The following is a 16,629-nucleotide window of genomic DNA, read 5'->3' on the forward strand; positions in this document are numbered from 1 at the left end:
CGCCCTTTCGCCCATCCAATCTCCCCCCTTGAGGGGGAGATTGGATGGGCAGAGGGGGGTAGTGCCGCTATCTCCCGCATCCCATTCGAAACGCCAAGGACCCATCCGTGACCGCCAGCAAGCCGAATATCCTGATCATCATGGTCGACCAGCTCAACGGGAAGCTTTTCCCGGATGGCCCGGCGGACTGGCTGCATGCGCCGCACATGAAGGCGCTGGCCGCGCGTTCGGCGCGCTTTCGCAACAACTACACCTCCTCGCCGCTCTGCGCCCCCGCCCGCGCCTCCTTCATGGCCGGGCAATTGCCGAGCCGCACGCGGGTCTATGACAACGCGGCGGAATACGTCTCCTCCATCCCGACCTTCGCGCATCACCTGCGCCGCGCCGGCTATTACACGGCGCTGTCGGGCAAGATGCATTTCGTCGGGCCGGACCAGCTGCATGGCTTCGAGGAGCGGCTGACCACGGACATCTATCCGGCCGATTTCGGCTGGACGCCGGACTACCGCAAGCCCGGCGAGCGCATCGACTGGTGGTATCACAATATGGGTTCGGTGACGGGCGCGGGTGTCGCCGAGATTACCAACCAGATGGAATATGACGACGAGGTCGCCTTCCTCGCCAACCAGAAGCTCTACCAGCTTTCGCGCGACAATGACGACATCTACCGCCGGCCCTGGTGCGTCACCGTCTCCTTCACCCATCCGCACGATCCCTATGTGGCGCGCAAGAAGTTCTGGGACCTCTACGAGGACTGCGAACACCTGATGCCGGAAGTCGGCATGCTGGAGGAGCAGGACCCGCATTCCGCGCGCATCCTGCATTCCTGCGACTATGCCGCCTTCGCCATCAGCGGCGAGAACGTGCGCCGCTCGCGCCAGGCCTATTTCGCCAACATCTCCTATCTCGACGAGAAAGTCGGCGAGCTGGTCGACACGCTGACGCGCACGCGCATGCTGGAGAACACGCTGATCCTGTTCTGCTCCGACCATGGCGACATGCTGGGCGAGCGCGGCCTGTGGTTCAAGATGAACTTCTTCGAGGGGTCCGCCCGCGTGCCGCTGATGGTGGCCGGCCCCGGCGTCACCCCCGGCCTGCACCTCGCCCCCTCCTCCAATCTCGACGTTACGCCGACGCTCGCCGACCTCGCCGGCATCTCGATGGACGAGATAATGCCCTGGACGGACGGCGAGAGCCTGGTGCCCGTCATCAACGGCGCGGAGCGGACGTCGCCCGTGCTGATGGAATATGCGGCGGAAGCCTCCTATGCGCCGATCGTCGGCATCCGGGAGGGCAAGTGGAAATACATCCACTGCGAACTAGATCCGGAACAACTCTACGACCTCGACGCCGACCCACTAGAGCTGACCAATTTGGCGACCTCGGAAAATCCAGTCATCAAGACGACGCTGGAGGCCTTTAGACAGATGCGCGAGGCGCGCTGGGACATGGCGGCGTTCGATGCGAGCGTGCGCGAAAGCCAGGCGCGGCGCTGGGTGGTCTATGAGGCGCTGAGGAACGGTGCCTATTATCCCTGGGACCACCAGCCGCTGCAGAAGGCATCCGAACGCTACATGCGCAACCACATGAACCTCGACAATCTCGAGGAATCCAAACGCTACCCGCGGGGAGAATAAGATGAGAGCCCAACCGAAAGCCTCGCATTTCATCGATGGCGAATATGTAGAAGACGCTGCCGGCACGCCCTTCGAGAGCCTTTACCCCGCCACCGGTGAGGTGATCGCGAAGCTCCACGCCGCGACGCCCGCGATCGTCGAGAAGGCGATTGCGTCCTCCAAGCGCGCCCAGAAGGAATGGGCGGCGCTGAGCCCGACCGCGCGCGGCCGCGTGCTGAAGCGCGCCGCCGAGATCATGCGCGCGCGCAACCGCGAGCTTTCGGAACTCGAAACGCTCGATACCGGCAAGCCGATCCAGGAAACCATCGTCGCCGACCCGACCTCGGGCGCCGATGCCTTCGAATTCTTCGGCGGCATCGCGGCCGCCGGCCTCAACGGCGACTACATCCCGCTCGGCCAGGACTTCGCCTTTACGAAGCGGGTGCCGCTCGGTGTCTGCGTCGGCATCGGGGCGTGGAACTATCCGCAGCAGATTGCCTGCTGGAAGGGGGCGCCGGCGCTGATCTGCGGCAATGCGATGGTGTTCAAGCCATCCGAAAACACGCCGCTTGGCGCGCTGAAGATCGCGGAGATCCTCGTGGAGGCCGGGCTGCCGAAGGGGCTCTACAACGTCATCCAGGGGGACCGGACGACCGGGCCGCTGCTCGTCAACCATCCGGATGTCGCCAAGGTCTCGCTGACCGGCTCCGTGCCGACGGGCAAGAAGGTGGCAGGGGCTGCCGCCTCCGACCTCAAGCATGTCACGATGGAGCTCGGCGGCAAGTCGCCGCTCATCGTCTTCGACGACGCCGACCTCGAAAGCGCCATCGGCGGCGCCATGCTCGGCAACTTCTACTCGACCGGCCAGGTCTGCTCGAACGGCACCCGCGTCTTCGTGCAGAAGGGTATCAAGGACAAGTTCCTGAGCCGCCTCAAGGAGCGCACCGAAAAGATCCTGATCGGCGACCCGATGGAGGAAGCGACGCAGCTCGGGCCGATGGTCTCGAAAGCCCAGCGCGACAAGGTTCTCGACTATATCGAAAAGGGCAAGGCGGAGGGTGCGACGCTCGTGACCGGCGGCGGCATCCCGAACGACGTCTCCGGCGACGGCTACTACATCCAGCCGACCGTCTTTTCCGACGTCACCGACGAGATGACCATCGCGCGCGAAGAAATCTTCGGCCCCGTCATGTGCGTGCTCGATTTCGACCATGAGGACGAGGTGATCGCCCGCGGCAATGCCACCGAATTCGGCCTCTCCGGCGGTGTCTTCACCTCGGACATCACCCGCGCCCACCGCGTCGTCGACCAGCTCGAAGCCGGCACGCTATGGATCAACACCTACAACCTCGCCCCCGTGGAAATCCCTTTCGGCGGCTCCAAGCAATCCGGCTTCGGCCGCGAAAACTCGCTGGCGGCGCTGGAGCACTATTCGGAGCTGAAGACGGTCTACGTGTCGATGGGCAAGGTTGAAGCGCCGTATTGAGGCGTTGCCGAGCAGATGGCTGATGAAAGACTAGCTGGGGCAGCAATGCATATGACAGGCAAAATCAGTGGCGAACCCGGTTTTGAGCCATCTGCCGGCCTGCTATTCGCGGCGCTTCCAGGTGAAGAAGACATATGCCATGGCGAAAGAAGCGTACAGAAGTCGGTAACCGCCGTGGAGCATGACAAGGCAGAGCACGAGAATCCACAAGGCAAACAGGACCGGCGAGTTGTTCAGCGCCAGCAAAGCGATCAGCACGCAGACCAATATTTTTGCCCCAGCTCTAAGGTCTTGGCGCAAACTCCACAAAGCGTGGCGTCGAATGTCGCTCCATATGGCGCTTTTGGGGCGTGGCGCACTTTTCTTGCGCACAGCTTCGGCTTCCAGGCGAGCACGTTCAAGCACGCTCAACCTCAGCAGCAGCTTATCCTGGAAACCTTCGCGGATCATTCTGCGCGCGCAGCCTTGAGTGTGAACGACAATACACAGGTCGCATCGCTCTCTCGAATTTTCAACCGAGGCGTGCCATCCGGCATCAAAAACGTAAACCATGCCTAACAGAACTTAAGCGGGCCAACACCATGCAGAACGCAGACTACATCATCGTCGGCTCCGGCTCCGCCGGTTCGGCGCTCGCTTACCGGCTTTCGGAGGATGGCAAGCATACGGTCATGGTGCTGGAATATGGCGGGTCGGATATCGGGCCGTTCATCCAGATGCCGGCGGCCCTTGCCTGGCCGATGAGCATGAAGCGGTACAACTGGGGGTATCTTTCCGAACCGGAGCCGAACCTCAACAATCGGCGCATCACCGCGCCGCGCGGGAAGGTGATCGGCGGGTCGTCGTCGATCAACGGGCTGGTCTATGTGCGGGGCCATGCGGAGGATTTCAACCGCTGGGAGGCGCTTGGCGCGCGCGGCTGGGCCTATGCGGATGTGCTGCCCTATTACAAGCGCATGGAGACCTCGCATGGCGGGGAAGCCGGCTGGCGGGGCACGGACGGGCCGCTGCATGTGCAGCGCGGTCCGGTGACCAATCCGCTCTTCCACGCCTTCATCCAGGCGGGCAAGCAGGCGGGGTTCGAGCTCACCGAGGATTATAACGGCTCCAAGCAGGAAGGCTTCGGCCTGATGGAGCAGACGATCCACAATGGCCGGCGCTGGTCTGCGGCCAATGCCTATCTGCGCCCCGCCATGAAGCGGCCGAACGTTTCGCTGGTGCATTGCTTCGCGCGAAAGATCGTCATCGAGAACGGGCGGGCGACCGGCGTCGAGATCGAGCGCAACGGCAAGATCGAGGTGGTGAAGGCGAACCGCGAGGTGATCCTGTCGGCCTCCTCCTTCAATTCGCCGAAGCTCCTGATGCTGTCCGGTATCGGGCCGGCCGCTCATCTGAAGGACATGGGCATCGAGGTGAAGGCCGACCGGCCGGGCGTCGGCGCCAATCTTCAGGACCATATGGAATTCTATTTCCAGCAGGTCTCGACGAAACCCGTCTCGCTCTATTCCTGGCTGCCCTGGTTCTGGCAGGGGGTGGCGGGCGCGCAGTGGCTCTTGTCCAAGGGCGGGCTCGGCGCTTCCAACCAGTTCGAGGCCTGCGCCTTCCTGCGTTCGGCGCCGGGGCTAAAACAGCCGGACATCCAGTATCATTTCCTGCCGGTCGCGATCTCCTATGACGGCAAGGCGGCGGCGAAGAGCCATGGGTTCCAGGCGCATGTCGGCTTCAACCTGTCGAAGTCGCGCGGCAGCGTGACGCTGCGGTCCGGCGATCCGATGGCCGATCCGGTGATCCGCTTCAACTATATGAGCCATGCGGAGGACTGGGAGAAATTCCGGCATTGCGTGCGGCTCACGCGCGCGATCTTCGGCCAGAAGGCCTTCGACGAATTCCGCGGGCCGGAAATTCAGCCGGGCGCCGGCATCGAGACGGACGAGCAGATCGATGCCTTCCTGCGCGAGCATCTGGAGAGCGCCTATCACCCTTGCGGCACCTGCCGCATGGGGGCGGCGAGCGACCCGATGGCGGTGGTCGATCCGGAAACGCGCGTGATCGGCGTGGATGGGCTGCGGGTCGCCGACAGTTCGATCTTCCCGCATGTCACCTATGGCAACCTCAATGCGCCGTCGATCATGACCGGCGAGAAAGCGGCCGACCACATCCTTGGCAGGCAACCGCTGGCGCGCTCCAACCAGGAGCCGTGGACCAACCCGCGCGCTGCGGTGAGCGACCGGTAAAAACTTGGGAACCAGAACGGTTCCAAGGGGTTAAGGCGGGCAACCGTTCCAAGGGGAGCCCATGACCGTCTACCAAAAGGTTTCGCGCATCGACATCAGCAAGGAGACCGATCTCGTCGTCACCTTGATCCACGGCATCACCGGCCCCTGCGCCTTCATCACCGATCCGGCGCAGGCGCAGGACACGATTCCGCTTCCCGCCGAGGAAGCGCTGACCGACGCCCGGCGGCTGATCGCCGGCGACGTCAACCCGCGCAATCTCGTCGTCGTCGACGAGGAGGACCTGTGGGACGAGCGCTGGGGCAGGCTCGTGCCGCATCCCGATCGCGGCGTCAGATAAAGCCGATCCAGCGCCCCGCCAGGACGGCGCCAATCCAGATCACGAGAGAGAACGCTGCCTGCACGCGCAGGGCGAGCGTGGCGCTGTCCGTGGACATTGCCATGTGCCACCCGCTGCCCAGATGCAGGACCAGGGCATTGACGATGCCGAGCGCGACGAGCCCGACCTTTGCCAGGAAGGCCGGGTTTTGCGCGTATTCCTGCGGCCGGACGGAGAAGAGACAGAGGCCGGTCGCGACTGCGAAGACGATGCCTGTCGCCGCGGTGCGCGACAGTAGCGGGCCGATGGCCGCGATCGGTGCTGCGCGGGCCACGCCGATCAGGCGCAGGTCGAGCGGCAGGATCGCCCCGACGATGAGGCCGATCGACAGGATGTGGGCGGCGTTGACGACGAGATAGAGCGTGCCGGACGCCTTGAGCACCATGGCGACCGGCGTCGTCGAGAGCCAGCCGAGCGCCTCCATGCGGGCCGCCCGTCAATTCGTCTCGATGCGGTCGGGATAGATGTCGAAGACCTTGCCCGCGACGGTGATGCGCACCGCCTTCATGCGCTTCTCGTTCTGGTCGAGCGAACGGTTGCCGAGTACGACGATCTCGTCGCCGGGTTTCGCAGAGCCTTCCACGAAGCCGGAGCGTTCGGTCTGGCGCGGATTGCCGAGTTCCACTTTCCACACGCCGTCCGAGGCTGTCTCGACCTCCAGTGCGGGATGCGGCGGCGCGATCATCACGGTGCGGATGGTGCCGGTGAGTTCGGTCTGCTTTTCCTCGGCCCAGGTCCAGCCATGGTGGGCAAAGGCAGCGAAGGCGGTCATCGTCGCGGCGGCGGCGAAGGTGACGATCCGGATGGTTTCGGTTTGCACGGCTTTTTCCTCCGAGGGTCAGCCCCGAAGGCAGGATACACCAAGCCGCCGGCGAGGCCGTTCAAGGATAGTTGAACGGGTCGCGCAAACGGAAAAGGCCGGGCAAACGCCCGGCCTTCCTGTCTGCTTCCGACCGGAGGCTCAGAAGAAGAAGAAATCGTTGGCGTGCAGGTCGGCCTTGTCGACGCCGGCAAGCTTGATCGTGTTGTTGCCGTAATCGATGACGACGCCGCTGGACGAATCGTCGGCATGCGCCAGCACGTCCTTGAAGCTGGAGAGCACGGACTTGTCGAGGCGGATCACATCGCCCTTGGCGCTGCCGGCGGAGAAGTCGGTGATCGTGTCGTTGCCCTGGGCCTTCTTGAAGATGAAGGTGTCGTTGCCAGCGCCGCCGGAAAGGCGATCATTGCCGGCGCCGCCGTCGAGCGTGTCGTTGCCGGCGCCACCGGTAAGCTTGTCGTTGCCGGCATCGCCATAGAGCTTGTCATTGCCGGCACCGCCGGAAATCGCGTCGTTGCCGGCGCCGCCCTTCAGCGTGTCGTTGCCGCCGTTGCCGGAGATCTTGTCGGCCTTGCCGAAGCCGGTGAACGTGTCGCTGCCATTGCTGCCGCGATAGTCGATGGCATTGGCCTTGAGGATTTTTTCAAGGCTGGTCGTCGCGCCGCCATCGGTGTTCTTGCCGCCCATGATGTCGGCGAGGATCTGGCCGCCCACCGTCTTGTCGGTGACGTTGAGGCCGGTGATCTCGATATCGGACACCGCCTTGAAGCGCGAACCCGACAGGTCGATGGAATTGCCGAAGGTGATGGCGCTCAGCGAGCCGGTGACCTTGTGGGTCATCAGGTCGTAGTCCCACTTCGTCTTGCCGGCCGTCAAGAAGGCGCCGAAGTCCTTGGCGTTGGTGGTGGCATATTGCGTGCCGCTCATCGCCATCGGGTCGGCGCTGTTGAAGGAGCCGTAGCCATCGCGAAGGTAGGTCCTGTTGAAGCTGGCGAGATAGGCGGCGAAGTTGATGCCCTTGCCGTCGCTGTTTGCATCCTTGACCGTGATCTTGATCGCCATTTCGCTGTCCTTCCCGAAGAGCCGCACAGGCCCCATTAATAACATGACTGAGATAGTCAGCTATTAAATCTGATTTTTGCTGTCAAGTTTTTTGACGGCTTCTCTGCTACATGCATGCGTGCTGAAAGGCGGCAGGATTTCTGCGCTCGGCGTGAGTTGGAGAGATATTTGCTCCCGCGCCGACATTTCAGAAATCGGTTTTGCTGTCTTGAAGGGGGCAAGGCTGCGATAATCCCCTCAATTCTCGTAAAGGCATGGAATGGAATGACTGCTCTCACCGGAAACGGGACCGCGCAGGCCCTCAATGACAAACTCGCCGAACTCGACCTCGCCGGGCGCATCGCGCTCGTGGCGGAGCTGGGCGGCCGTGCCGTCTTCACCACCAGCCTCGGCATCGAAGACCAGGTCATCACCGCGGCGATCGGCATCGATCGCCTGCCCGTCGACGTGGTGACGCTGGAGACCGGCCGGCTCTTCAAGGAGACCGTCGACCTCATCGACGAGACCGAGGAGCAATATGGCATCACCATCACGCGCTATCGCCCGGTGCAGGACGATATCGATGCCTACGCCAAGCAATATGGCCTCAACGGCTTCTACGAAAGCGTCGAAGCTCGCCACGCCTGTTGTGGCGTGCGCAAGCTGAAGCCGCTTGCGCGCGCGCTCGAAGGGGCATCCTTCTGGATCACCGGCCTTCGCCGCGGCCAGTCCGGCAACCGTGCCGACACGCCGTTCGCGGAGTTCGATGCCGAGCGCAACCTCATCAAGATCAACCCGCTGGCCGACTGGGACATGGTGCGCATCAACGCCTATGTCGCCGACAATGCCGTGCCGGTGAACCCGATGCACAAGCGCGGTTATCCGTCGATCGGCTGCGAGCCCTGTACGCGCGCCATCAAGCCGGGCGAGCCCGAGCGGGCCGGCCGCTGGTGGTGGGAAAACGACGAGAAGCGCGAATGCGGCCTGCACGTGCCGGAATCGGCGATCCCATCCCTCGAGTCGAGCGCCCTTTGACAATCCTTCGCCTCGACCAGGCGCATCAATCCGGAGACTACCCTTTCATGTCCGATACCCGTCACGAAGCGGAAGCGAAGCAGAATGCAACGTCGAAGCCGCCGCTCGATCCGCATCTGAAGGCACTGGAAAACGAAGCGATCCACATCTTCCGCGAAGTCGCTGCCGAGTTCGAGCGTCCGGTGATGCTCTATTCGATCGGCAAGGATTCCTCCGTCCTCCTGCATCTTGCGCGAAAAGCCTTCTATCCCGGCCGCGTGCCCTTCCCGCTCCTGCACGTCAACACGGGCTGGAAGTTTGCGGAAATGATCGCGTTTCGCGACAAGGTCGTCGCAGACTACGATCTCGACCTGATCGAGCACATCAATCCGCGCGGTGCGGCGGAGAACGTCACGCCCTTCACGCATGGTTCGGCGCTCTATACCGACATCATGAAGACCGAGGCGCTGCGCCACGCGCTCGACGCCGGCAAGTTCGATGCGGCCTTCGGCGGTGCGCGCCGCGACGAGGAAGCCTCGCGCGCCAAGGAGCGCATCTATTCCTTCCGCACGCCGGACCACCGCTGGGACCCGCGCAACCAGCGCCCGGAACTGTGGAACATCTACAACGGCATGATCCGCAACGGCGAAAGCGTGCGCGCCTTCCCGCTCTCCAACTGGACCGAGGTCGATATCTGGCGCTACATCCAGGCGGAAGAGATCCCGATCGTGCCGCTCTACTTCGCGGAAAAGCGCCCCTTCGTCGAGCGCGACGGCATGATGATCCTCGCCGAGGACCCGCGCCTCGAACTGCTGCCGGGTGAAGTCAAGCAGGAAGGCGTCATCCGCTTCCGCACGCTCGGCTGCTTCCCGCTGACGGGCGCCATCCGCTCGCAGGCCACCACGCTCGACGACATCATCGCCGAGCTGGAGACCGCCACGGTCTCCGAACGCCAGGGCCGCGCGATCGACCGCGACCAGTCCGGCTCCATGGAAAAGAAGAAACGTGAAGGGTACTTCTGAGATGACCGCATCCGCCACCGCAACCGCCGAGGTTTTCACCGTGGACGAATCGGTTCTCGAAACGGCCAGCGATCAAGCGCGCGCGATCCGCGATTCCCGCCCGCTCCGCCTCATCACCTGCGGCTCGGTCGACGACGGCAAGTCGACGCTGATCGGCCGCCTGCTCTGGGACACCAAGGCGGTCAAGGAAGACCAGGCCGCGACCCTGCACCGTGACAGCGGCAAGCAGAACGATCTGGGCCTGCCCGATTTCGCGCTGCTGCTCGACGGTCTCCAGGCAGAGCGCGAACAGGGCATCACCATCGACGTCGCCTATCGCTATTTCGCGACAGACCGCCGCTCGTTCATCGTCGCCGATACGCCCGGCCACGAACAATATACCCGCAACATGGCGACCGGCGCCTCGACGGCCGACCTCGCCGTGCTGCTGATCGATGCGCGCGCCGGCATTCTCGAACAGACCCGCCGCCACGCCACGATCGCGTCGTTGATGGGCATCCGCCAGTTCGTGCTTGCGGTCAACAAGATCGACCTGACGAACTACGACCGCGCCGGCTTCGAGCAGATCGTGCACGACTTCAAGGAGTTCGCGCTGACGCTGGGTGTCAAGCAGATCACCGCCATCCCGATGTCGGCGCTGAAGGGCGAGAATGTCGTCTATGACGGCCGCGCCAACATGCCCTGGTACGAAGGCCCGACGCTGGTCGAGACGCTGGAAAAGGCCACCACCCGCTCCAACCAGACCGTCGGCTTCCGCCTGCCGGTGCAGCGTGTCTCCCGCCCCGGCGAGAGCTTCCGCGGCTATCAGGGCACAGTTGCCGGCGGTTCGGTGAAGCCGGGCGATTCCGTCGTCATCCTGCCCTCGGGCATGGTCGCCAACGTCACCAAGATCGTCACCTTCGACCTCGTGCGCAACGCCGCCGTCGCCGGTGATGCGATCACGCTGGTGCTCGACCGCCAGGTGGACGTGTCGCGCGGCGATATGATCGTCGCCATCGACAGCCAGCCGATGACCGGCCGCGGCTTCGACGCGCAGCTCGTCGCGCTCCAGCCGGAGGGCATCGAGCCGGGCAAGCGCTACTGGCTGAAGAGCGGCTCGCGCCGCCAGCGCGTCAGCATCGAGCCGGTGAGCCAGCTCGACCTCAAGACCTCGAAGTGGCATTCGGCCGAAAAACTCGGCATGAACGGCATCGGCAAGGTCCATCTCGTCTTCGACGAGCAGGCGATCTTCGATACCTACGAGCAGAACCGCACGACCGGCGCCTTCATCCTGATCGACCCCGACACCAACAACACGGTGGCCGGCGGCATGATCACGGGCCGCCGCTCGGAAATCGGCGGCATCCACAAGGACGACCAGCGCGTGCTGCTGTCGCTGCCCGCCGACCTCGCCGAAAAGATCATGGCCACCGAACTCTTCGCCAACCGCCGCCAGGACGTGGACGTGCGCCACACCAGTGCCGGCCGCGCTGCGGAAATTCTGGCCGATCTGGACGAATAGAATTGACCGAAATGAGGGATGCCGCTTCTAAGCGGCATCCTGTCTCTATTACGAATTGACAGGCACTGTGCTGCCCCTTATCGCCAATTGCAGGGGGTGAGGCGGCGATGAGAAAAATTAGGGTGGCGCTCGCGGCAATTGGGCTTTGCACTTGCGAAGCCGGTTTGGCCCTGGCGGCGGAATTCGACCACAACGGATCCCGCATGGAAATCGATTACGAGCGCGGCGCGATCACCTACAGGGTGGTGAAACCCAACCTGCGCGGCTTCGTTCAGCCGGGCTTCGTGGCATTTACCGGAAAGATCGAGAAGGGTGGTGTCGTCACCGGCACCGCATATACTTTTCGAAAGAATTGCGAGCCTGCGCCTTATCCGGTCACAGGCCGCTACGAAGCATCGTTGCCAGGTTATGTCATAACCGGCGCCGCCCCCGTTCGGGAGAAAGGCAGTTGTCGTGTATCCGGGTATTCCGTCGATAGCGGCAATGCCCGCCTTGAATTTATCGACCTTTCCCCAAATGAAAACGGCAGCGCTGCAAGCACTGCCGTTTCACCAGATTCGTATAGTCCCGCTCCCGGCCGCTAGCCGCGTTTTCGCTCAGAAGAAGAAGTACCAGAGCAGGAGAACGACGAAGAGCGGCACACCCATCAACCAGAGGATCAAAGCCCGAGCCATTGTGGTTTCCTTTCCAACATTGCGTTGATCGGGAAATGCCCGGGCGGCAAAATTGTTCCATCAGCGAATGGTAATGCGAGGCCTCAGCGCTCGCGGAACGCCTTGGCAAAATAGTCGGCGAGCGGCTTTACCAGATATTCGAGCGGCGAGCGTTCGGTGGTCTGGATGAAGGTTTCGACCGGCATGCCGGGCATGACGTGCTTGTCGCCGAGCTTCAGCATTTCGCCGACATCCGGCTTGATCTCCGCCTTGTAATAGGTCGCGCCCGTGCGCTGGTCGGCGAGCACGTCGGCAGCGACCTTCGTCACATGGCCGAAGATTTCCGGCGTCGAGCGGTGGTCGAAGGCGGCAAAGCGGATATGCGCCATCTGGCCGACATGGACCTGGTCGATCTGCGTCGGCGAAATCTGCGTCGAGATGACGAGATCGTGCTCCTGCGGGATGATGTAGAGCAGCGGATCGGCCGGGCGGATGACGGAGCGCAGTGCATGCACCTGCATGCCGAGCACGATGCCCGACATCGGCGCCGTGATGTCCATGCGGCTCAGCGTTTCAAGCTTGGCGTTGCGGTTTTCCCGGAGTTCGGCGACCTTCGCCTCGATCTCGCGCAGTGTCGTCGTCGCCTCCTCGCGCACCGTCGAGTGGATGTTGAGGATGGCGATCTCGATTTCGGCGACGCGGCCGGTGTTTTCCGCGATGTTGGCGCGGGCCTGGCTGATCGTGCCGAGGATTTCCGCCTCCTCGCGCTGAAGCGCCAGTACGCGGCTGGCATTGGTCAGCGACTGGGCGAGCAGCTTGTTCTGGGCGTCCAGTTCCTTGCCGATCAGGCCCTGCTGGGTTTGCAACGCCTTGATGCGGCTTTCGAGGCCCTCGTTCTGCTTGCCGATCTGCGCCTTCTTTTCCTGAAGCTGGCCGGCCTGCTTGCCGCGCGTTTCGGCGCGCGCTTCCATCAGCCGCTTCTGGCCGGCAACGATTTCGGCGACGTCGGGATCGCTTGCCGCCACCTTCAGCAGTTCCGGGTCGAAGGTGATCTCGGTCTTCTCGTCCTGTTCCGCCTGAAGCCGCGCGGCGGTGCCGAGCAGGCTGAAGAGCTGTCCCTCGATGACGGCGAGCTCGGAGCGATCGAAGGTGTCGTCGAGGCGCATCATCACGTCGCCCGCCTTGACCGTGTCGCCTTCCTTGACGCGGATTTCGCCGACGACGCCGCCCGTCAGGTGCTGCACGATCTGGCGGTTGCTGGCGACCTCGATGATGCCGCTGGCAACGACCGCGCCGTTGATGCGCGTCAGCGCCGCCCAGGCGCCCATGCCGCCGAGCAGCACGAAGACCGTCGCATAGCCGGCAATCGCATAGCCGCTGCTGGCCCACTTGCGGTCCCTGGGTGCCGTTTCCTTTTTCATTGGCCGATACCCCTTATTTGTTGCTGCCGCCGGTGCCGGCGACGACCTGCGTGTGGTTGCGCAGATGCGCGCGCAGCACGTCGTCGCGCGGGCCGAAGGCAAGGCGCTGGCCGTTTTCCATGATCAGGATCAGTTCGCATTCCTCGATCGCAGCCGGGCGATGCGCCATGATGACGATGGACTTGCCGTCCGCCTTCATGTTGCGGATGGCGAGGTTGAGCGCCATCGAGCCCTCGGCATCGAGGTTGGAGTTCGGCTCGTCGAGCACCAGCAGCACCGGATCGCCATAGAGCGCGCGGGCGAGGCCGACACGCTGCTTCTGGCCGCCGGAAAGCCGGCCGCCCATGGCCGGCAGCTTCGTGTCGTAGCCATCCGGCAGGCGCAGGATCATGTCATGCGCGCCGGCCTTCTTGGCCGCTTCCACCACCATCATCGGATCGGGATCGAGCGCCATGCGGGCGATGTTTTCCGCCACCGTGCCTTCGAACAGCACGACATCCTGCGGCAGGTAGCCGACATGGTCGGCAAGGCCATCCGTGCCATATTGTTCGAGCGAGGCGCCATCGAGGCGCACCTTGCCGGCGGCGGGCGGCCAGATGCCGGTGAGCACGCGCGCCAGCGTCGACTTGCCGGACGCGCTCTGGCCGATGACGCCGAGCGCCTGGCCGGGCCTGAGTTCGAAATTCAGCATGCGCAGCGTCGCGACCTGCTCGCCCGGCGGCACCACCGTCACCTGCTCGACCTCCAGCAGGGCACGGGGCTTCGGCAGCGCGGTGCGGGCGGTCTCCTCCGGCACGCGGCCGAGCAGCTCGGAAAGCTGCTTCCAGCCCTGCATGGCGCGCTGGATGAGAGACCATTGGCCGATGGCGCCCTCGATGGGGGCAAGCGCACGGCCGATGATGATGGAGCTCGCGATCATTGCGCCCGCGGTGATCTCGTTCTTCAGCACCAGATAGGCGCCGAGCGCCAGGATGGCCGATTGCAGGAAGACGCGGAACGTCTTCGAGGAGATCGAATAGAAGCCGTTGCTGTCGGAATAGTGGATGTTGGCCTCGAGCGCCCTGTCGCGCAAGAGCTGCCACCGGCCGGCGACGGCGCGGCGCATACCGAGCGCGCGCACGGTGTCGCTTTCCTTCTGCAAGGTCTGGGTCATCTCGTCGCTGAGGCGGCCCGCGATCATCGCCTTTTCCTGGTCGTCCTTCGTGCCGTTCTGGTTGAGCCAGGTGAGCGCCACGAGGATGAGGCCGCCGGCAACGCCGAGCATGCCCATCCAGGGGTGGAAGGTGAAGATGATGAAGAGGAAGAACGGCGTCCACGGAATATCGAACACCGTGAAGAGCGCCGGCGAGGACAGCACCTTCTGGATCGCGTCGAGATCGCGCATGCCGGTGACGGTGGAGACACCCTGCGCATGCAGGTTGGTGCGGTCGAGCACGGCGTTGAAGACGCGCTTGTCGAAGCGGGCCTGGAAGCGGGCGCCGATGCGCGCCGCGACACGGCTGCGGATATGGTCCAGCACGCCCATGACCATATAGAGACCGATGATCAGCCCCGTCAGCGCCACCAGCGTCGCCTCCGAGCGGGAGGACAGCACCCGATCGTAGATCTGCAGCATGAACAGCGGGCCGGTGAGCACGAGCAGGTTCACGAAGAAGCTGAAGAAGCCGATGGCGAGGAAGCCCGCGGCGCTCGATTTCAGCACGGCTCTGAGTTCTTCCACACCGGCTTTGCCCGATGGACGCATCACATTGTCTCTTTAAAGATCGACGCCGGAGGTTCGGCCGATCCCGGCCGTTGTCCGAGCGGCGAAGGGCCACTCGACCGCCCTGCCGCGAGCGGCCGGATGCGGGGGTGCTCGCAAAACGCGAGCCACCTCAATGGAAGACGGTATAGGGCGCGATTTATTCGTAAATCAACAGAATTCCGACGAACCGCCTGAAAACAAGAGTTCAACTGTCATCTTTATCGTGCCGGCCGGCCCGTTTTGTCCCGCCATCCGTCTTGATTTCAAGCTTGCCGATGATGAAAAGCACGACGAAGCAGGCAACCGTTGCGAAGACGGCAATGAACCAATAGCCGAGGCCCACGCAGAGCCCGACAGAGCCAGCGAGCCACATCCCTGCCCCTGTCGTCAGGCCTTTTACCTCGCCCCGCGAGAAGACGATCATGCCGGCCGCAAGGAAGGCAACGCCGGCGGTGACCGCTTCGATAACGCGCAGGGGATCGATCTGCACCTGCTCGTCGGCAAAGCCGACCATATGCACGCTCTCGATCGAGAGAATGGCGAAGACGCAGGCCGACAGCGCCACCAGGATATGGGTGCGCAGCCCCGCCGGATGCTCCCGGTACTCCCGCTCCGCACCGATCACCCCGCTCAGCACGATCGCTCCCACCATGCGGGCCAGAATGACCGGATAGGGCAATCGCGTCGGCGGAAAGAAGTCGGCAAGGATCTGTTCCATGGCTCGCCAAACGCAACAGCCGCATTTCGGTTCCGCCCACGCTGAGCCGACAAAGAAAAATTTCCCGGCCAGCCGGGGTTTTGCCCAAGCTCTCGAATTTTTTTGACATTTTGCGCTTGTCGAAACGAAAAGCCTGATCTATAGGAAGCGCCGCTGGTCACGGAGTGTAGCGCAGTCTGGTAGCGCACCACGTTCGGGACGTGGGGGTCGAGTGTTCGAATCACTCCACTCCGACCAGCTGAAAAGCCTCAATTTTCCGGGCTTTGACACTTTCCCGAAAAACACCGCAGAAACGAACTTCCAATCAAACGGACGGATTGCGAACCGCGAGATTAAGCGGGAACGTAGGTCAGCCTGATCACATCCTCGTCGATCCGGTCGTGCGTCACGAGGCGGAGTGGCGGGCGGGGGCCGGCGAAATAGGGTTTGCCGTGGCCGAGCACGACGGGGTGCAGGTAGATCCGATATTCGTCGATCAGGCCAAGCTCGGTGAGGCTTTTCGCCACGTCCGGGCCGGCAACTTCGATCTCGCCGTCATGCGCGGCCTTCAGCGCGCGGATCTCGCCCTCAAGATCGTCCCCGACAAGCGAAGCATTGGGGCCGACCGACGTCAACGAACGCGAGACGACCCATTTCGGCTGGGCCTGCCACGCTGCAGCGAAGGCTCGTCGATCTGCGTCCCATTCAGGATGATCGTCATCCCAGTAACGCATGATCTCATACATGCGCCGACCGTAGACACTGCCCGCCTGCCCCCGCGCCTCCTCGATGAAGTGGCGGAAGAGCGTCGGGCTCGGCCCGAAAGACATGTGGTCGACATAGCCGTCCAGGGACTGGTTCATTCCAAACACGAGCTTCGCCATGTCAGTTACTTTCCTCGTGGAGGCACATAACCAAGGTTCTGATTGCAGTATGCAACTGGTTGGAAGTTAGATCTAGTGGTTTTATATTGCAACCGGTTTTTGAAGCGCGTGAACGCT

Annotated in this window: 16 protein-coding genes and 1 tRNA gene; 10 read left to right on the top strand and 7 right to left on the bottom strand. The window is 63.3% G+C overall.

Annotated elements, in window-relative coordinates; all coding sequences use genetic code 11:
- The first annotated feature begins 107 nt into the window (after positions 1–107).
- The 5 genes from betC to AC1RWL_RS23710 all read left to right on the top strand — a co-directional run bounded on the left by betC (position 108) and on the right by AC1RWL_RS23710 (position 5,676).
- Positions 108–1,637 carry a choline-sulfatase gene (betC, locus tag AC1RWL_RS23690; protein ID WP_493095671.1) on the top strand — a complete coding sequence of 510 codons (1,530 nt, stop codon included), beginning with the start codon at positions 108–110 and terminating at the stop codon, positions 1,635–1,637.
- A 1-nt stretch (position 1,638) separates the two neighbouring features.
- Complete coding sequence (betB, locus tag AC1RWL_RS23695) at positions 1,639–3,102, top strand: betaine-aldehyde dehydrogenase (protein ID WP_493095672.1); 1,464 nt, start codon at positions 1,639–1,641, stop codon at positions 3,100–3,102.
- A 51-nt stretch (positions 3,103–3,153) separates the two neighbouring features.
- On the top strand, positions 3,154–3,660 hold the full coding sequence (locus tag AC1RWL_RS23700) for a hypothetical protein (RefSeq protein WP_493158495.1): 507 nt from the start codon (positions 3,154–3,156) through the stop codon (positions 3,658–3,660).
- A gap of 23 nt (positions 3,661–3,683) precedes the next feature.
- Positions 3,684–5,336, top strand: a complete 1,653-nt coding sequence (gene betA / locus AC1RWL_RS23705) for a choline dehydrogenase (protein WP_493095674.1) — start codon at positions 3,684–3,686, stop codon at positions 5,334–5,336.
- Positions 5,337–5,397: 61 nt separating this feature from the next.
- On the top strand, positions 5,398–5,676 hold the full coding sequence (locus AC1RWL_RS23710; RefSeq protein ID WP_435267262.1) for a hypothetical protein: 279 nt from the start codon (positions 5,398–5,400) through the stop codon (positions 5,674–5,676).
- Here AC1RWL_RS23710 and AC1RWL_RS23715 read toward each other — a convergent pair.
- The 3 genes from AC1RWL_RS23715 to AC1RWL_RS23725 form a co-directional block, all read right to left on the bottom strand.
- Positions 5,669–6,139 (bottom strand): DUF6644 family protein, encoded by a 471-nt coding sequence (locus AC1RWL_RS23715; protein ID WP_493095675.1) that lies wholly within the window; start codon positions 6,137–6,139, stop codon positions 5,669–5,671. The two genes, AC1RWL_RS23710 and AC1RWL_RS23715, sit on opposite strands and share 8 nt — an antisense overlap.
- A 12-nt stretch (positions 6,140–6,151) precedes the next feature.
- Positions 6,152–6,487, bottom strand: a complete 336-nt coding sequence (locus AC1RWL_RS23720) for a DUF6152 family protein (protein ID WP_493095907.1) — start codon at positions 6,485–6,487, stop codon at positions 6,152–6,154.
- A gap of 189 nt (positions 6,488–6,676) precedes the next feature.
- A complete protein-coding gene (locus tag AC1RWL_RS23725; protein ID WP_493095676.1) occupies positions 6,677–7,597 on the bottom strand; it encodes a calcium-binding protein in 921 nt (306 codons plus the stop codon).
- 264 nt (positions 7,598–7,861) lie between these two features.
- Between AC1RWL_RS23725 and AC1RWL_RS23730 the strand changes: the two genes are divergently transcribed.
- The 4 genes from AC1RWL_RS23730 (at position 7,862) to AC1RWL_RS23745 (ending at position 11,697) form a co-directional block, all read left to right on the top strand.
- Positions 7,862–8,611, top strand: coding sequence for a phosphoadenylyl-sulfate reductase (locus tag AC1RWL_RS23730; protein ID WP_439631673.1), 750 nt, complete (start codon positions 7,862–7,864; stop codon positions 8,609–8,611).
- Positions 8,612–8,658: 47 nt separating this feature from the next.
- Positions 8,659–9,612 (top strand): sulfate adenylyltransferase subunit CysD, encoded by a 954-nt coding sequence (gene cysD / locus AC1RWL_RS23735; protein ID WP_435267266.1) that lies wholly within the window; start codon positions 8,659–8,661, stop codon positions 9,610–9,612.
- Position 9,613: 1 nt separating this feature from the next.
- Positions 9,614–11,113 (top strand): sulfate adenylyltransferase subunit CysN, encoded by a 1,500-nt coding sequence (gene cysN / locus AC1RWL_RS23740; RefSeq protein WP_493095677.1) that lies wholly within the window; start codon positions 9,614–9,616, stop codon positions 11,111–11,113.
- A gap of 203 nt (positions 11,114–11,316) precedes the next feature.
- On the top strand, positions 11,317–11,697 hold the full coding sequence (locus AC1RWL_RS23745; protein WP_493095678.1) for a hypothetical protein: 381 nt from the start codon (positions 11,317–11,319) through the stop codon (positions 11,695–11,697).
- Positions 11,698–11,870: 173 nt separating this feature from the next.
- Here AC1RWL_RS23745 and AC1RWL_RS23750 read toward each other — a convergent pair whose 3' ends face one another.
- The 3 genes from AC1RWL_RS23750 to AC1RWL_RS23760 all read right to left on the bottom strand — a co-directional run bounded on the left by AC1RWL_RS23750 (position 11,871) and on the right by AC1RWL_RS23760 (position 15,649).
- Positions 11,871–13,187 carry an HlyD family type I secretion periplasmic adaptor subunit gene (locus AC1RWL_RS23750; RefSeq protein ID WP_256118671.1) on the bottom strand — a complete coding sequence of 439 codons (1,317 nt, stop codon included), beginning with the start codon at positions 13,185–13,187 and terminating at the stop codon, positions 11,871–11,873.
- A 13-nt stretch (positions 13,188–13,200) separates the two neighbouring features.
- On the bottom strand, positions 13,201–14,907 hold the full coding sequence (locus AC1RWL_RS23755; RefSeq protein ID WP_493095679.1) for a type I secretion system permease/ATPase: 1,707 nt from the start codon (positions 14,905–14,907) through the stop codon (positions 13,201–13,203).
- A gap of 229 nt (positions 14,908–15,136) precedes the next feature.
- Complete coding sequence (locus tag AC1RWL_RS23760; protein WP_493095680.1) at positions 15,137–15,649, bottom strand: MgtC/SapB family protein; 513 nt, start codon at positions 15,647–15,649, stop codon at positions 15,137–15,139.
- Between the two features lie 160 nt (positions 15,650–15,809).
- Here AC1RWL_RS23760 and AC1RWL_RS23765 point away from each other — a divergent pair.
- A tRNA-Pro gene (locus AC1RWL_RS23765) sits at positions 15,810–15,886 on the top strand.
- A gap of 95 nt (positions 15,887–15,981) precedes the next feature.
- Here AC1RWL_RS23765 and AC1RWL_RS23770 read toward each other — a convergent pair.
- Complete coding sequence (locus AC1RWL_RS23770) at positions 15,982–16,512, bottom strand: dihydrofolate reductase family protein (protein ID WP_493095681.1); 531 nt, start codon at positions 16,510–16,512, stop codon at positions 15,982–15,984.
- Positions 16,513–16,629: the final 117 nt, after the last annotated feature.

The organism is Shinella sp. GW821-FHT10F02 (assembly GCF_058809275.1).

Coding starts and splice junctions, on each gene's coding strand:
- betB (WP_493095672.1), top strand. CDS start 1,639: ATGAGAGCCCAACCGAAAGCCTCGCATTTCATCGATGGCGAATATGTA.
- AC1RWL_RS23700 (WP_493158495.1), top strand. CDS start 3,154: ATGACAGGCAAAATCAGTGGCGAACCCGGTTTTGAGCCATCTGCCGGC.
- betA (WP_493095674.1), top strand. CDS start 3,684: ATGCAGAACGCAGACTACATCATCGTCGGCTCCGGCTCCGCCGGTTCG.
- AC1RWL_RS23710 (WP_435267262.1), top strand. CDS start 5,398: ATGACCGTCTACCAAAAGGTTTCGCGCATCGACATCAGCAAGGAGACC.
- AC1RWL_RS23715 (WP_493095675.1), bottom strand. CDS start 6,139: ATGGAGGCGCTCGGCTGGCTCTCGACGACGCCGGTCGCCATGGTGCTC.
- AC1RWL_RS23720 (WP_493095907.1), bottom strand. CDS start 6,487: ATGACCGCCTTCGCTGCCTTTGCCCACCATGGCTGGACCTGGGCCGAG.
- AC1RWL_RS23725 (WP_493095676.1), bottom strand. CDS start 7,597: ATGGCGATCAAGATCACGGTCAAGGATGCAAACAGCGACGGCAAGGGC.
- AC1RWL_RS23730 (WP_439631673.1), top strand. CDS start 7,862: ATGACTGCTCTCACCGGAAACGGGACCGCGCAGGCCCTCAATGACAAA.
- cysD (WP_435267266.1), top strand. CDS start 8,659: ATGTCCGATACCCGTCACGAAGCGGAAGCGAAGCAGAATGCAACGTCG.
- cysN (WP_493095677.1), top strand. CDS start 9,614: ATGACCGCATCCGCCACCGCAACCGCCGAGGTTTTCACCGTGGACGAA.
- AC1RWL_RS23745 (WP_493095678.1), top strand. CDS start 11,317: ATGGAAATCGATTACGAGCGCGGCGCGATCACCTACAGGGTGGTGAAA.
- AC1RWL_RS23750 (WP_256118671.1), bottom strand. CDS start 13,187: ATGAAAAAGGAAACGGCACCCAGGGACCGCAAGTGGGCCAGCAGCGGC.
- AC1RWL_RS23760 (WP_493095680.1), bottom strand. CDS start 15,649: ATGGAACAGATCCTTGCCGACTTCTTTCCGCCGACGCGATTGCCCTAT.
- AC1RWL_RS23770 (WP_493095681.1), bottom strand. CDS start 16,512: ATGGCGAAGCTCGTGTTTGGAATGAACCAGTCCCTGGACGGCTATGTC.